The 14,510-nt window shown below is 58.0% G+C and carries 14 protein-coding genes; 9 read left to right on the plus strand and 5 right to left on the minus strand.

Translation table 11 applies throughout. The features are described 5' to 3' along the window. The first annotated feature begins 11 nt into the window (after window positions 1-11). From HY308_02000 to infA, 4 genes are all read left to right on the plus strand, one after another. Window positions 12-1,370: a TolC family outer membrane protein gene (locus HY308_02000; GenBank protein ID MBI3897049.1), complete on the plus strand. Its 1,359-nt coding sequence runs from the start codon at window positions 12-14 to the stop codon at window positions 1,368-1,370. Window positions 1,371-1,394: 24 nt separating this feature from the next. Further along, complete coding sequence (locus tag HY308_02005) at window positions 1,395-2,102, plus strand: leucyl/phenylalanyl-tRNA--protein transferase (protein ID MBI3897050.1); 708 nt, start codon at window positions 1,395-1,397, stop codon at window positions 2,100-2,102. A gap of 9 nt (window positions 2,103-2,111) precedes the next feature. Next, window positions 2,112-2,837, plus strand: coding sequence for an arginyltransferase (locus HY308_02010; protein ID MBI3897051.1), 726 nt, complete (start codon window positions 2,112-2,114; stop codon window positions 2,835-2,837). 75 nt (window positions 2,838-2,912) lie between these two features. Next, on the plus strand, window positions 2,913-3,131 hold the full coding sequence (infA, locus tag HY308_02015; protein ID MBI3897052.1) for a translation initiation factor IF-1: 219 nt from the start codon (window positions 2,913-2,915) through the stop codon (window positions 3,129-3,131). 132 nt (window positions 3,132-3,263) lie between these two features. Here the strand turns inward: infA and clpA are convergent, their stop codons facing one another. Both clpA and clpS read right to left on the minus strand, forming a co-directional pair. Further along, window positions 3,264-5,546 (minus strand): ATP-dependent Clp protease ATP-binding subunit ClpA, encoded by a 2,283-nt coding sequence (clpA, locus tag HY308_02020; protein MBI3897053.1) that lies wholly within the window; start codon window positions 5,544-5,546, stop codon window positions 3,264-3,266. A 53-nt stretch (window positions 5,547-5,599) separates the two neighbouring features. Then, window positions 5,600-5,917: an ATP-dependent Clp protease adapter ClpS gene (gene clpS / locus HY308_02025; GenBank protein MBI3897054.1), complete on the minus strand. Its 318-nt coding sequence runs from the start codon at window positions 5,915-5,917 to the stop codon at window positions 5,600-5,602. Window positions 5,918-6,200: 283 nt separating this feature from the next. Here clpS and HY308_02030 point away from each other — a divergent pair, with 283 nt between their 5' ends. Beyond that, window positions 6,201-6,410, plus strand: coding sequence for a cold-shock protein (locus tag HY308_02030; protein MBI3897055.1), 210 nt, complete (start codon window positions 6,201-6,203; stop codon window positions 6,408-6,410). 70 nt (window positions 6,411-6,480) lie between these two features. Here HY308_02030 and icd read toward each other — a convergent pair whose 3' ends face one another. Beyond that, the gene (gene icd, locus HY308_02035) at window positions 6,481-7,737 is read right to left on the minus strand and encodes an NADP-dependent isocitrate dehydrogenase (protein MBI3897056.1); all 1,257 of its coding nucleotides are present in this window, start codon (window positions 7,735-7,737) and stop codon (window positions 6,481-6,483) included. A 144-nt stretch (window positions 7,738-7,881) separates the two neighbouring features. Between icd and HY308_02040 the strand changes: the two genes are divergently transcribed. Together HY308_02040 and HY308_02045 are read left to right on the plus strand one after the other, a co-directional pair. Further along, window positions 7,882-8,826 (plus strand): LysR family transcriptional regulator, encoded by a 945-nt coding sequence (locus HY308_02040; GenBank protein MBI3897057.1) that lies wholly within the window; start codon window positions 7,882-7,884, stop codon window positions 8,824-8,826. Window positions 8,827-8,842: 16 nt separating this feature from the next. After that, the gene (locus HY308_02045) at window positions 8,843-9,385 is read left to right on the plus strand and encodes a pseudouridine synthase (GenBank protein ID MBI3897058.1); all 543 of its coding nucleotides are present in this window, start codon (window positions 8,843-8,845) and stop codon (window positions 9,383-9,385) included. Window positions 9,386-9,598: 213 nt separating this feature from the next. On the opposite strand, the gene HY308_02050 is transcribed toward HY308_02045, so the two are convergent. Together HY308_02050 and aceA are read right to left on the minus strand one after the other, a co-directional pair. After that, window positions 9,599-11,194 carry a malate synthase A gene (locus tag HY308_02050; protein ID MBI3897059.1) on the minus strand — a complete coding sequence of 532 codons (1,596 nt, stop codon included), beginning with the start codon at window positions 11,192-11,194 and terminating at the stop codon, window positions 9,599-9,601. 82 nt (window positions 11,195-11,276) lie between these two features. Then, complete coding sequence (gene aceA, locus HY308_02055) at window positions 11,277-12,590, minus strand: isocitrate lyase (protein ID MBI3897060.1); 1,314 nt, start codon at window positions 12,588-12,590, stop codon at window positions 11,277-11,279. Window positions 12,591-12,864: 274 nt separating this feature from the next. Between aceA and HY308_02060 the strand changes: the two genes are divergently transcribed. Together HY308_02060 and mnmA are read left to right on the plus strand one after the other, a co-directional pair. After that, complete coding sequence (locus HY308_02060; GenBank protein ID MBI3897061.1) at window positions 12,865-13,326, plus strand: NUDIX hydrolase; 462 nt, start codon at window positions 12,865-12,867, stop codon at window positions 13,324-13,326. Continuing rightward, the gene (gene mnmA, locus HY308_02065) at window positions 13,323-14,441 is read left to right on the plus strand and encodes a tRNA 2-thiouridine(34) synthase MnmA (protein MBI3897062.1); all 1,119 of its coding nucleotides are present in this window, start codon (window positions 13,323-13,325) and stop codon (window positions 14,439-14,441) included. Before HY308_02060 ends, mnmA begins: the two co-directional genes overlap by 4 nt. Window positions 14,442-14,510: the final 69 nt, after the last annotated feature.

Here is a 14,510-nt window from a genome sequence, read left to right on the forward strand (position 1 = left end):
GGGGAGAGGGGGTGCGAAACGACGGCGACACGCCGTTCGGAACTGCAGCACGTCTGTGGGGACTCGGCTTCGTCCTTGTCGCCCTGGCCTGCGCTTGCCTACCCGCATCAGCGGCCGATCTGTTGCAGATATATCGGCAAGCGCAAACGAACGATCCCACGTGGATCGGCGCCCAAGCGGACCGCCGTGCCAACCAAGAACGAGTGCCGCAAGCACGCGCCGGATTGTTACCGAGCGTCGATCTGACGACGGAGGTCTTCGAGAACAATCAACAGTCGAAAACACCGTCAACCGATAACACTAATGAGTTCACCAGCAAAGGTTACGGTGTCGAGCTCAATCAACCGCTCTATAACCGTCCTAGCCGTGTTACCTACGAGCAATCGCTCGCCGGCGCGGCGCTGGCGGATTTCGATCTATCGCTGGCCCGGCAAGATTTGATCGTGCGGGTCGTGAACGGCTATTTCGCCGTGCTCACGGCGCGCGAGGTGCTCGATTTCTCGCGCTCGGAAAAAGCGGCGGTGCAACGATTACTGGCATTGTCGCGACGCAACTTCAATGTCGGCACGGCGACGTTGATCGACGTGCACGACGCGCAGGCGGCGTACGATCTAGCAGTTTCACAGGAAATCACCGCCGCCAACGATCTCGAGGTCGCCCGCCAAGCGTTGCGTTTCTTAACCGGCGGCGAAGCAGACGAGCTCGCACCGCTCGCCAGCTCGATTCCGCTGGTAGCACCGGACCCGGAGAACATGGAGCAATGGGTAACGACCGCCGTCGCGCAAAACCCGTCGATCAAAATCCGCGAGCAGGAGTTGTTACAAGCGACGCAAGAAATCGAAAAGAGCCGCGGTCAACATCAACCGACGCTCGACCTGGTCGTCGGCCGCAGTTATAACGACACCACCTCGGCGCTGGGCACATCGTCGGAGACGACCAACGACTATGCCGGCGTGCGCTTGCGTGTGCCGCTCTATCAAGGTGGCGGCATCAGCGCCCGTGTGCGCGAGACCATCGCCCGCCGCGATGCGGCGGTGCAGCAGTTGGAAGCGAGCAAACGCCAAGTGAGTCAGCAAGCACGTTCGACGTACTTGGCGGTAATCAACGGCCTGGCGCAAGTACGCGCCCTTGAGCAGGCGCGAATCTCGAATCAACGCGCGCTCGAATCGACCGTGCTCGGCCAGGAACGCGGGTTACGTACGGCGCTCGACGTACTGAATAACCAACGGGCGCTCTATCGCACGCTGCGCGATCTGGCGCGGGCGCGCTACGATTATCTCTTGAGCCGCGTGCGCCTACGCTCGGTCGCCGGTGCCGCGACCGACGACGACATCGCCGACATCAATCGCTTACTGGCGGGCGGCAAATAACGCGACGAACAACGACGGCAATTTATGTTCGTGCTGAATCCCGATCCGAACGACTTGCGCTTCCCGCCGGTCGAGCTGGCGTCAGGCGAAGGACTGCTCGCCATCGGCGGCGACTTGCGCGTTGAGCGTGTGCTCGCCGCTTACCGCCAAGGCATCTTTCCCTGGTACAACGACGGCCAGCCGATTCTTTGGTGGTCGCCCGATCCGCGCGCGGTGTTGTTCCCCGAGCGCCTGAAGGTCGCGCGCAGTTTGCGCAAAACGGTGCGTGCGCAAAAATTCGAGATCAAACTCGATCACAGTTTCCGCGACGTCATGCTCGCCTGCGCCGGGCCACGGCGCCAATATCCCGACGGCGGCACCTGGATTACACCGGCGATACTTGAGGCCTACGTCGAGTTGCATCGGCTGGGCTACGCCCACTCGGTCGAGGCTTGGCAAGACGGACACTTAGTCGGCGGACTTTATGGGCTGGCGTTGGGTGGAATATTTTTCGGCGAGTCGATGTTCAGCCACGTCAGCGACGCATCGAAAGTGGCGCTGGTACATCTGACAGAACAATTGCGCCAGTGGGGTTTCCGTTTAATCGACTGTCAGATGGACTCGCCGCATCTGCAACGCCTCGGCGCCGAATCGATCCCGCGCGAGCGTTATATCGCCCTGCTCGCGGCCGCACTTCCGTTGCCGGGACGCGCTGGTCGTTGGTTTTTTGACAGCACCGAATCCATCGTTTAGCTTGCAATTATGACTGGGCACCAGCGCAGCCCCGATGTTTTCCTCTCCATGCCGCATCCCTGCAGTTACTTGCCGGGGAGGACGGCAACAACACTCTTTATCGACCCGCGTTTCCCGCTCGACCGCGAAGGCTACGGCGCCTTCACCCAGCTCGGCTTTCGCCGCAGCGGCGATCTTGTCTATCGCCCGCATTGCACGCACTGCTCGGCTTGTATCCCGGTGCGCATTCCGGTGGAGCGCTTCGTCCCCAACCGCAGCCAACGTCGGGTATGGCACAAGAACCGCGACGTGGTCGTGACGGCAAAGCCGGCAGTTTTTGTCCAGGAACACTTCGACCTCTACACGCGCTATCAAGCAGGCCGCCACGCCGGCGGCGGCATGGACGACCCTGATCCGCAGAAGTACACGAGTTTCCTGATCGGCCGGCGGGTAGATACGATATTTTATGAAATGCGCAGCGGCGAACGTCTACTCGGCGTGGCCACGGTCGATCAGCTGAACGACGGACTATCGGCGGTCTACACCTTCTACGATCCGGTCGAGACCCACCGCAGCCTAGGTACCTTCGCGGTCATGTGGGAAGTGCAACACGCGCGGGCACAGGGTCTGCCGTGGCTTTATCTAGGCTATTGGATCGCCGAAAGCCGAAAGATGGCTTACAAAGTAAACTTCCATCCCCTGGAAGCCTACCGCAACGGCGATTGGGCCGAGCTCACTGAGGCTGTTTCGCCTTAATTCACGGAACTTTACGCCCGCCAGCGACTACGGCATGATACGCCGCCAATTGAACCCTAGGATTCCCGCAAGCGCGTGGCTAAAGAAGAACACATTGAAATGGAAGGGACGATCGTCGAAACCCTCCCGAATACCTTGTTTCGCGTGAAGCTCGACAACAATCACGTTGTCACTGCTCACATCTCCGGCAAGATGCGCAAGCACTACATCCGCATCCTTACCGGCGACCGCGTTACCGTGCAGTTGACCCCATACGATCTTTCCAAAGGCCGCATTACTTTCCGCGCGCGGTAGAAACAAATCGCATCAGCGCACTCGCTCGCCCTCTCCCTCCGGGAGAGGGATGGGGTGAGGGATGCGAACGATTATTCCGCTTTCCCTCATCCCCGCCCCTGCTCCCGGAGGGAGAAGGGTGTCAATAAAAGCTTATTCCTCAGCGTCTGCCGGTGTCGGCAGGTTTACCGTCTGCGGGAACAACTCAAACGTCGGACCTTTTTCATTGGCCGACACTTTGACATGCCCACCGTTCGACAGCTTGCCGAACAACAGCTCATCGGCCAGCGGCCGCTTGATGCGATCCTGAATCAATCGCGCCATCGGTCGTGCGCCCATCGCCATATCGTGTCCGTTCTCGGAGAGCCAAGTACGCGCACGCTCGTCGAGCTCGATCGTTACGTGCTTGTCGGACAACTGCGCCTCTAGCTCCATCACGAACTTGTTGACCACGTGCATGATGGTTTGGCCGTCGAGCGGCTTGAAGTGAATCGTCGCATCTAAACGGTTGCGGAACTCCGGGCTAAAGAGCTTCTGAATTTCCTGGAAGTCCTCACCGCTATGATCCTGCTTCGTGAAACCCATCGACGCACGACTCATGCGCTCGGCACCGGCGTTAGTGGTCATGATCAAAATAACGTTGCGGAAATCGGCTTTGCGACCGTTGTTGTCGGTCAGCGAGCCGTGGTCCATCACCTGCAGCAACAAATTGAACACGTCCGGATGTGCCTTCTCGATCTCGTCAAGCAGCAGCACCGAATGCGGATGTTTGGTAATAGCCTCGGTTAACAACCCGCCCTGATCGAAGCCGACATATCCCGGGGGCGCACCGATTAGTCGCGATACTGTATGCCGCTCCATGTATTCCGACATATCGAAGCGCACCAACTCTACGCCCAGCACTCGCGCCAACTGCCGCGTGACCTCGGTTTTACCGACGCCGGTGGGGCCGGAGAATACGTAAGAGCCGACCGGCTTCTCGACATGGCCGAGTCCTGAGCGCGCCAGCTTGATGGAGGTCGCCAGCGCCTCGATCGCTTCATCCTGACCGAACACCGTCATTTTTAAATCGCGCTCGAGCGTACGCAGCGCTTCGCGATCGGAAGTAGAAACGGTCTTCGCTGGAATGCGCGCCATTTTGGCGACGATCGCCTCGATGTCATGCACGCCAATGGTTTTCTTGCGCTTGCTCACCGGCAGCAATTGTTGGCCAGCGCCGGCTTCATCGATGACGTCGATGGCCTTGTCAGGCAACTGACGATCGTTGATATACCGGTGCGACAGCTCAACCGCCGTCCGCAACGCCTGGCTGGTATAACGCACGCTGTGGTGACGTTCGAAACGTGTCTTAAGCCCGCGCAGAATTTCCACCGTTTCATCCACTGACGGCTCGGTGACATCGATCTTTTGAAAACGACGCGATAGTGCTCGGTCTTTCTCGAAGATGTTGCGGTACTCTTGATAAGTCGTCGACCCGACACACTTGAGTTCGCCGGTCGACAATACCGGCTTCAACAGATTGGACGCGTCCATCGCGCCACCGGAAGCGGCGCCGGCACCGATAATGGTGTGGATCTCGTCGATGAAGAGAATCGAATTTTCCTGTCGCTTGAGCTGATGCAGCACGGCTTTGAGGCGCTTTTCGAAATCGCCGCGATACTTCGTGCCGGCGAGCAGGCTGCCCATGTCGAGCGCATAGATAGTACTGGTCGCCAACACCTCGGGCACTTCGTTGTCGACAATCTTCTTCGCCAATCCTTCAGCGATAGCGGTTTTGCCGACGCCGGCTTCGCCGACGAACAGCGGATTGTTTTTGCGCCGGCGGCACAACACTTGAATCGTGCGCTCGACTTCGCGGTCACGACCAATGAGCGGATCGATCTTGCCGATGCGCGCTTGCTCGTTGAGATTGACGCAGAAGGCATCGAGCGGACTGCGCTCGCCGGTCGGTGCGCCCTCTTCACTTTCTTCCGGCGCCGGCAACTCGTTACCGCCCTCGCCTGGCACTTTCGAGATGCCGTGCGAGATGTAGTTGACGACGTCGAAGCGGCTGATGTTCTGCTTGTGCAGAAAATAAATCGCGTGCGATTCCTTCTCGCCGAAGATCGCCACCAGCACGTTGGCGCCGGTGACTTCCTTCTTGCCGACCCCTTGCACGTGCAGTACCGCACGCTGAATCACGCGTTGAAAACCGATGGTTGGTTGCGTGTCGATCTTGCTGTTCGCCGGCAAGACCGGAACATTCTCATTGAGAAAGTTATTGAGATTGCGCCGCAGTTCATCAATGTTTCCGCCGCAGGCGCGAATCACTCGCGATGCGCTCGGATTATCGAGCAGCGCCATTAAGAGGTGCTCGACCGTAATGAACTCGTGACGCCGCTCGCGTGCCGTTTGGAACGCGGCATTAAGGGAAAATTCCAGCTCCTGAGACAACATCTTTTAAACCTCCGGGTCCAACCACCCGATTACCTGCAAGAATCGCTCCCGTTTTATTCCGGTTCCAGCGTGCACTGCAATGGATGCTGATTTTCCTGAGCGAATGCCAGTACCTGTCGAACTTTCGTCTCGGCAATCTCACGCGTGTAGACGCCACAGACGCCGATACCTTTCTGATGCACGTGCAACATAATGCGCGTTGCCTCTTCACGATTCTTATAGAAGAAACGCTCGAGCACCGCGACCACGAACTCCATCGGCGTAAAATCGTCGTTCAACAGAATCACCTTATATAAGACCGGGCGCTTGAGCTTAGGGCGCGCCTCTTGAACGATTGGCCCTTCAGGAAGTTGTGGCTGTTTCTCTTTCATATTTGCAAGCTTAGACCAAAGTGATAAAGCACGAGACGAGTACTCTGTGTATGCGCCATTCCATTGTGCGACCGCGCGGCAAAAATTCAACCCTAGAAACTATGGCATGAATTTTGAGGACACATGGTTTTTTCCGCATTGACAACAGCCGCTGCTCTTTCCACGTCGCTTGACTAACCCAAAAAAAGCAGCATCATGGTCCTACTTTCGTCGGTGACGGGTGCACCTGCCGTGGCGGACGGATGCTTCAGTGACGACGACAGCGACGTTCAGGGGGATGTGTATGGCAACTGGAACGGTGAAGTGGTTCAACGCCGGCAAGGGGTACGGCTTCATTACCCCGATCGATGGCAGCGATGACGTCTTTGCGCATTTCTCCGCTATCGAAATGGACGGATATAAGACGCTGAAAGAAGGCCAGCAAGTGGAGTACGAGGTGCAAGAAGGCCCGAAAGGCCCCCAGGCCTCCCGTATTCGCGCCCTCGCCAAGTAATCCGCGCTACTGCTTCGAGCACCCATTGAAACCCGGCCTTCTGCGGCCGGGTTTCTTGTTCCCGCTACCACTACATGAATCGAACGATGGCCTCACCGAAGGCTGACGTCGACAATACTTTGGCTCCCTCAACATCACGCGCCAAATCGTACGTCACTTCCTTGGCGGTAATGGCGCCTGCCAGTCCTTTCAAGATCAAATCGGCGGCCTCGGTCCAACCCATGTAACGCACCATCATCTCGGCCGAGAGAATGATCGAACCGGGATTAACCTGGTTCTTGCCGGCATACTTCGGCGCCGTGCCGTGCGTTGCCTCGAACACCGCGACGCTATCGGCAATGTTGGCACCCGGCGCAATACCGATGCCGCCGACCTGTGCCGCCAACGCGTCGGAGATATAGTCACCGTTCAGGTTGAGCGTCGCGATAACATCGTATTCCTGCGGTCGCAGCAGAATCTGTTGGAGGAAGTTATCGGCAATAACGTCTTTGACGACAACCTCACGACCGGTTTTCGGATTCTTGAACTTACACCACGGCCCTTTATCGATGAGTTGCGCGCCGAAATCCCGCTTCGCCAATTCGTAACCCCAAGTGCGGAACGCGCCCTCGGTGTACTTCATGATGTTGCCCTTGTGCACCAAGGTCAGCGAGCTGCGATCGTTGTCGATGACATATTGCAACGCCTTGCGAATAAGACGCTCGGACCCTTCGCGCGATACCGGCTTGATACCGATTGCCGAGCTTTGCGGGAAGCGAATCGCCTCTACACCCATCTCTTTCTGCAAGAAGTCGATGACTTTCTTCACATCGGCCGAGTCGGCCGGCCATTCGATACCGGCGTAGATGTCTTCCGTGTTCTCGCGGAAGATCACCATGTTGGTCAGCTCAGGACGTTTAAGTGGAGTTGCCGTACCGTTGAAGTAACGCACCGGCCGCACACAGGCATAGAGATCGAGTTCCTGGCGAATCGCGACGTTAAGCGAGCGAATACCGCCACCGACCGGGGTCGTCAATGGACCTTTGATCGAAACCACATACTTATTTAAAGCGTCCAGTGTTTCTTGCGGCAGCCACTGATCACCGCCGTAGGTCTTGGTCGCCTTTTCGCCGGCATAGACTTCCATCCAAGAAATGGCGCGCTTGCCGCCGTATGCCTTTTTTACCGCCGAATCGACCACATGCCGCATTGCCGGTGTGATATCGATGCCGATGCCGTCGCCTTCGATATACGGAACAATCGGTTCGTTGGGAACGTTCAAACTGTGATCGGCATTGACCGTGATCGGCTGGCCTTTGGTGGGAACCTGAATTTTTTGGTACGCCATGAATGCTTATTGCCTCCGTATCCCGCTGCGGAAATTTAATAGCGCCTAGTATAACGGCCACTGCTCACCGCGAACTAGACTAAAATTGACAGATCTAATGCTGACGTATCCAATATCGCGGTTTCTTTAATACTGCACGATTCTATGGCACGCCAGAGCAGCAGCCGACTTTATTACAAGCAAAACCGCCTCAAACAACTCCGTGCTTTTTGTTGCGCGGCGCAAACAGGCAGCATATCCAAGGCCGCGGAACGGTTATATCTCGGGCAACCGTCGGTGACATTGCAGATCCAGGCCTTGGAGCGCGAGCTCGGCGTCGCCCTGTTCGAGCGCCGCGGCCCGAAGATTCAGCTGACGCCGGATGGGCGCAATCTTTATGAGCTGGCGCAACCGTTGGTACACGGCATCGATACGCTATCCGAGACCTTTGCCGCCGCCAGCGGTCATCTCGAATCCGGCGAACTGTCCATTGGCGCCGGCGAATCGGCCATCTTGTATTTGTTGCCGGGCCACATCAAAGCGTTTGCCGATCTCTATCCCGGCATTCGCATCAAGTTACAAAACGTCACCGGCCATGACGGCCTTTCGCTGTTACGGGCCGATGAAGTCGACTTCGCCGTCGGCTCGTTTATCGAGATACCGCACGACATTACCTATCATCCGATTTTCAGCTATGACCCGGTGTTGATCACGCCGCTCGGTCATCCGCTGTCGCTGAAAAAGCCGCTCAAGTTGGAAGATATCAGCCCCTACGGCCTAATCTTGCCACCGCGGCGGCTGTCGACCTGGCGTGTCGTCGACACGGTCTTTCGGCAACACAACGTCGATTACCACGTAACGCTCGAGGCCGGCGGTTGGGAAGTCGTCAAAAAATATGTCGAGCTCGGGCTCGGTGTTTCCATCGTCAACAGCATTTGCCTAACCGGTAACGAACGCCTCGCGACTCTATCGCTCGATCAATATTTCCCTAAGCGTTCCTACGGTCTGGTGCTGCGGCGCGGAAAATTCTTAACCCCACAAGCACGACTGTTCATCGAGATGATGGCGCCGAACATGTTCCCGGGTAATTCCGACACCGGCCGCAAGTAATCGCCGGCTTGATCCTATGGCGCGTTTAATCCTGTTCAACAAACCTTTCGGCGTACTCACGCAATTTACCGACGACGCCGGGCGCGAAACGCTTGCGACTTACATTCCGGTACGCGGCGTCTATCCGGCCGGTCGGCTCGATCGCGACAGTGAAGGATTGTTGTTACTAACGGATGACGGCGGCTTGCAACATCGCCTGAGCGACCCACGCCATAAGCAGCCCAAAACGTATTGGGCGCAAGTGGAAGGCGAACCGACCGATAAGGCGATCGAGCAGTTGTGCCAGGGTGTCCTGCTCGACAATCAGCGAACGCTGCCGGCGCAGGCCCGACGTATCGACGCGCCGGCATTGTGGCCGCGTAACCCGCCGATACGCTTTCGCAAGAATATTCCGACGTCGTGGCTCGAGATTATGCTGACCGAAGGCCGCAATCGGCAGGTGCGACGGATGACAGCGGCGGTGGGATTTCCGACGTTGCGGTTGGTACGTTTTGCCGTTGGACCTTACACCGTTGATGGATTAGCGCCGGGACAGTGGCGTCAGCGTGAACAACAATGAAAAACGTGCGCCCCCCTCTCCCCTTACGGGAGAGGGGAAGGGGGAGAGGGGTGATAATAAAATTTATTAAGCCCCCTCTCCCTTGTTCTATTCCCGCCCAGTGTGCACGAAAACCACGTGCACCCGTTCGGCGGCGCGAATGCACGTTAAGTGCATTCGCGAAATCTCCGCCTCACCCCCCGCAAGGGGGGGGGAGGGAGACACTACGTTTAATTAATCGAGCTTCTCGTACAACGGCAACGTCAGGAACTCGGCAAAGTCCGCGGACGTAGACATCTCCTCGAAGATCTTCGCCGCCTCGACATATGGCGTGCGCGCGAACGCTTCGTCACCGTGCTCCTTACGGATGTCTTGCAGCGCTTCCGGAATCATCGACTGCACCATCTCGACGGTCACCTTGCGGCCGTCGTCGAGCTTACCGTGCGGCGAGCGGATCCATTGCCAAACTTGTGAACGCGAGATCTCGGCGGTCGCGGCGTCTTCCATCAAGTTATGAATCGGCACACAACCATTGGCAGCGAGCCAAGAACCAAGATACTGAATGCCGATATTGATATTGAGCCGCAGGCCTTTTTCGGTAATGCCGTGGCCCGATTGGAAGTTGAGCAAGTCGGCGGCCGCTACCTTCACATCGTCGCGCTGCTTGTCGATCTGGTTAGGACGCTCGCCCAACACCTTCTTGAACTCTTCCATGGCGATACCGACCAACGCCGGGTGCGCTACCCAACCGCCGTCGTAACCATCACCGGCGTCGCGCGCCTTGTCGGCACGTACGCCAGCCAGCGCCTTTTCGTTGGCGACCGGATCGTTCTTGATCGGGATCAAGGCGCTCATGCCGCCGATTGCCGGCGCCTTGCGCTTGTGACAAGTCTTTAGCAACAACAAGGCGTAGGCACGCATGAACGGCACATTCATCGTGATCTGACTGCGATCGCCGAGACAGAAATTTTCGTTGGCGCGAAATTTTTTGATGCACGAGAAGATGTAGTCCCAACGGCCGGCATTGAGCCCGGCCGAGTGCTCGCGCAGCTCGTACAAAATTTCGTCCATCTCGAATGCCGCGAGAATCGTCTCGATCAGCACCGTCGCCTTGATCGTACCGCGCGGAATACTGAGCTCGTCCTGCGCCAGGCAGAACACATCGTTCCATAGCCGCGCCTCGAGGTGGCTCTCCATCTTCGGCAGATAAAAGTATGGGCCGGTGCCGCGCGCAATTTGCTCGCGCGCGTTGTGAAACAGGAACAACGCGAGATCGAATATGCCACCGGACACACGTTGGCCGTCGACGCGCACGTTCTTCTCGTCGAGATGCCAACCGCGCGGGCGCACGACTAACGTCGCCACGCTATCCTTCAACTGATAATGCTTGCCACCGGCGTCGAGCGAAATCGTGCGCCGTACGGCGTCGCGCATGTTGATCTGACCATGGATCTGATTGCTCCAGTTCGGCGCATTCGAATCCTCAAAATCGGCCATGTACGAATCCGCGCCCGAGTTGAGCGCGTTAATTACCATCTTGCGATCCACCGGGCCGGTGATTTCGACACGGCGGCGTTGTAAGTCTTTCGGCACCGGCGCAATCGACCAATCGCTGGCACGAATGGCTTGGGTCTCCAGCAAGAAATTCGGCACTTCACCGGCGTCGAGCCGATGCTGACGCTCAGCGCGAAGCGCCAACAACTGGCGACGGCGCGGTTCAAACGTGCGGTGCAACTTGGCGATAAATTGCATCGCCGCTGGGGTAAGAATCTGGGCGAACTCCGGCGAGATTGGCGCCGTAATTTCTACATCGGCAGGCATCGTGCTCATGCTCTTGATGCGGTAAGGATGGGGCGTCACGCCTGCGTAGGCAGGCGTGACGCACTCAACGCGGATCATAACTATCTGGCGCTCAAGAATGCGCCGCCCGCTTGTCAAAAAACTGCTCGTCTTCGGTGGAACCTTTCAACGCCGTGGTCGACGCCTGACCGCCTTCAATCGTCTGCGTCACGGCATCGAAATAGCTCGTACCGACTTCACGCTGATGCTTGACCGCGGTGAAGCCGCGATCGGCGGCAGCAAACTCCGCCTGCTGCAACTCGACGAACGCCGTCATCTGGTTACGCGCATAACCGTAGGCCAAGTTGAACATCGAGTAGTTCAAGCTGTGGAAGCCGGCCAAGGTGATGAACTGGAACTTGTAGCCCATCGCGCCGAGCTCTTTTTGGAACTTGGCAATGGTGGCGTCGTCCAGGTTCTTCTTCCAGTTGAACGACGGCGAGCAATTGTAGGACAGCATCTTGCCCGGATACTTCTTGTGCACCGCTTCGGCAAACTTCTTCGCAAATGCGAGATCCGGCTTGCCGGTCTCACACCAGACGAGGTCGGCGTACGGCGCATAAGCGATACCGCGCGAGATCGCTTGATCGGCGCCCGGCTTGACACGATAGAAACCTTCGGCCGTCCGCTCACCGGTACAGAATTGTTTGTCGTTCTCATCGACGTCGGCGGTCAAGAGGTCGGCCGCTTCGGCGTCGGTACGCGCCACCAGGATCGTCGGCACGCCCATCACGTCGGCCGCCAAACGCGCGGCGACCAATTTCGCAACGGCGTCACGCGTCGGCACCAATACCTTGCCACCCATGTGGCCGCATTTCTTTACCGAGGCCAATTGATCTTCGAAGTGCACACCGGCAGCGCCCGCTTCGATCATCGACTTCATCAGCTCGAACGCATTCAACACACCACCGAAGCCGGCTTCGGCATCGGCTACGATCGGCGCGAAGTAATCGACAAAACCGTCGTCGCCCGGACGCTTGCCTTCCATCCACTGGATCTGGTCACAGCGCTGGAAAGTATTATTGATACGGCGGACCACGGCCGGTACCGAGTTAGCCGGATAGAGCGATTGATCGGGGTACATTTCCCCAGCGAGGTTGGCGTCACCCGCCACCTGCCAGCCGGAGAGATAGATCGCCTTTAAGCCGGCTTTCACCTGCTGCATCGCTTGGTTGCCGGTCAGGGCGCCCAAGGCGTTGACGAACGGCTCGTCGTGCAGCAATTTCCATAGTTTTTCCGCACCACGGCGGGCGAGCGTGTGCTCGATCGGCAGCGAACCGCGCAGACGGACAACCTCTTTCGCGTCATAACCGCGCTTGATACCGCTCCAGCGCGAGTTTTCTTTCCACTCCCTTTCCAGCTTCGAAATTTCAACTTGGTCGGACATTATTGGCTTCTCCAATCGGAAACTTGAGTGTGCTCCGCCCTGGGACAAGCCGTCGAAAAGGGTCGGGACACGAACGGGGTGCGAGTGTAGGGATAGTGGAATGATTAACCAAAGAAAATATATCAATGGAGTCTATTAAAAAAACGATTAGAAAGAACGTGGGTGTAGGGTCTTCCCCCTAATTAGCGCTGGCCGGAGTACGTAATCAAAGGCTTAGACCGAAAAGCTAAGCCGTACCCTTTCATCGCCCCCTCTCTGCGGTAAACTTACCCGCATGATTTGGAAGCCGAATGTCACCGTCGCCGCCATCGCCGAGCAAGATGGCCGTTTCTTATTAGTAGAGGAGCGGGATAACCGCGCGCTGGTACTGAACCAACCGGCCGGGCACCTGGACGAGGGCGAAAGCCTGATTGCCGCGGTTATTCGCGAAACCCTCGAAGAAACAGCCTGGCACTTCGCACCGCAGGCACTCCTCGGCATCTACCGCTGGCAACACCCTTCTAAAGGGACCACTTACCTGCGTTTTGCCTTTATCGGCCGGGCGTTGGAACATGAACCGAACCGCGTGCTCGACGACGGCATTGTCCGCGCCCTTTGGCTGACTCCGGCCGAGATCCAGCAACAAGCCAGCCGCCACCGCAGCCCGCAGGTACAGCGCTGCATCGATGACTATCGCGCCGGACGGCGCTATCCTCTCGATCTGCTCGCCGATCTCGACTACGCCGCAAAACCATGAACCCTACTTCCTGCGAACGGATCGTCGTCGGACTCTCCGGCGGCGTCGATTCTGCCGTGTCCGCGCTGCTGCTGAAGCAGCAGGGCTACGAAGTGCTCGGCGTCTTCATGAAGAACTGGGAAGAAGACGATTCTGACACTCATTGCGCGGCCCTCGAAGACCTGAAAGCGGCGCAAGCGGTATGCGACCGCTTGGAGATTCCGCTCAAGGCGGTCAATTTCTCGGCTGAATACTGGGACGGTGTATTCGAACGCTTCCTGGCCGAACATCGCGCCGGTCGCACGCCGAATCCAGACGTGCTGTGCAACAAAGAGATCAAATTCAAAGCATTCCTCGACTACGCCCTTGATCTCGGCGCCACGCGCATCGCTACCGGCCACTATGCGCGGCTGGCGCAGCGCGATGGTCGCGCGCACCTACTCAAGGCACACGACCTTAATAAGGACCAGACTTACTTCTTGCACGCGCTCGACGAACCGGCGCTAGCACGCACCGTGTTTCCGATCGGCGAGCTCACCAAGCCCGACGTACGGGCTATTGCCGAAAAGGCTGGCCTGCCCAACTACGCCCGCCCCGACAGTACCGGCATTTGCTTCATCGGCGAGCGCAACTACAAAAACTTCCTCGAACGCTACCTACCGCCGCAACCCGGCGATATGCGCACGTTGCAAGGCGAATGCAAGGGCCGCCACGACGGGCTGATGTACTACACGCTCGGTCAACGCCATGGCCTAGGGCTCGGTGGCGCCGGCGACGCTTGGTATGTCGTGCGCAAAGACATGGCGAGCAACACGCTGTATGTAGCGCAGGGCGAGCATCATCCGGCGCTGTATCACGATACCCTCGTTGGCATTGATGCCCATTGGATTCACGGCGCGCCGCCGGCTGGTTCTCGCCTACAAGCCAAGACCCGTTACCGCCAGAGCGATCAGGCGTGCCAGGTAGAACCACGCTCGGATGGCGCGGTACACGTCGTGTTTGATACGCCGCAGCGAGCACTGACGCCGGGCCAGTCGGTCGTGTTTTACCAGGACGATGAATGCCTCGGCGGCGCCGTTATCGATATCATCGCTACAACTCACGAGCACGCGGCGCGCGCCGCGTCGAGCAGTTAGCCCCAAGCGCGGACATGCGCCGCGCAAACGGTTTAAAATACACCCGAATTTTAAGGAGCTTAACGCAAC

The sequence above is a fragment of the Gammaproteobacteria bacterium genome, assembly GCA_016199745.1.
Lineage (GTDB): Bacteria > Pseudomonadota > Gammaproteobacteria > Acidiferrobacterales > Sulfurifustaceae > JACQFZ01.

Excerpts from the sequence above, each read along its gene's own strand:
- HY308_02030 (MBI3897055.1), top strand. The coding sequence starts at position 6,201 with ATGGCAACTGGAACGGTGAAGTGGTTCAACGCCGGCAAGGGGTACGGC.
- icd (MBI3897056.1), bottom strand. The coding sequence starts at position 7,737 with ATGGCGTACCAAAAAATTCAGGTTCCCACCAAAGGCCAGCCGATCACG.
- aceA (MBI3897060.1), bottom strand. The coding sequence starts at position 12,590 with ATGTCCGACCAAGTTGAAATTTCGAAGCTGGAAAGGGAGTGGAAAGAA.
- HY308_02045 (MBI3897058.1), top strand. The coding sequence starts at position 8,843 with ATGGCGCGTTTAATCCTGTTCAACAAACCTTTCGGCGTACTCACGCAA.
- clpA (MBI3897053.1), bottom strand. The coding sequence starts at position 5,546 with ATGTTGTCTCAGGAGCTGGAATTTTCCCTTAATGCCGCGTTCCAAACG.
- HY308_02010 (MBI3897051.1), top strand. The coding sequence starts at position 2,112 with ATGACTGGGCACCAGCGCAGCCCCGATGTTTTCCTCTCCATGCCGCAT.
- HY308_02005 (MBI3897050.1), top strand. The coding sequence starts at position 1,395 with ATGTTCGTGCTGAATCCCGATCCGAACGACTTGCGCTTCCCGCCGGTC.
- HY308_02040 (MBI3897057.1), top strand. The coding sequence starts at position 7,882 with ATGGCACGCCAGAGCAGCAGCCGACTTTATTACAAGCAAAACCGCCTC.
- clpS (MBI3897054.1), bottom strand. The coding sequence starts at position 5,917 with ATGAAAGAGAAACAGCCACAACTTCCTGAAGGGCCAATCGTTCAAGAG.
- HY308_02060 (MBI3897061.1), top strand. The coding sequence starts at position 12,865 with ATGATTTGGAAGCCGAATGTCACCGTCGCCGCCATCGCCGAGCAAGAT.
- mnmA (MBI3897062.1), top strand. The coding sequence starts at position 13,323 with ATGAACCCTACTTCCTGCGAACGGATCGTCGTCGGACTCTCCGGCGGC.
- HY308_02050 (MBI3897059.1), bottom strand. The coding sequence starts at position 11,194 with ATGAGCACGATGCCTGCCGATGTAGAAATTACGGCGCCAATCTCGCCG.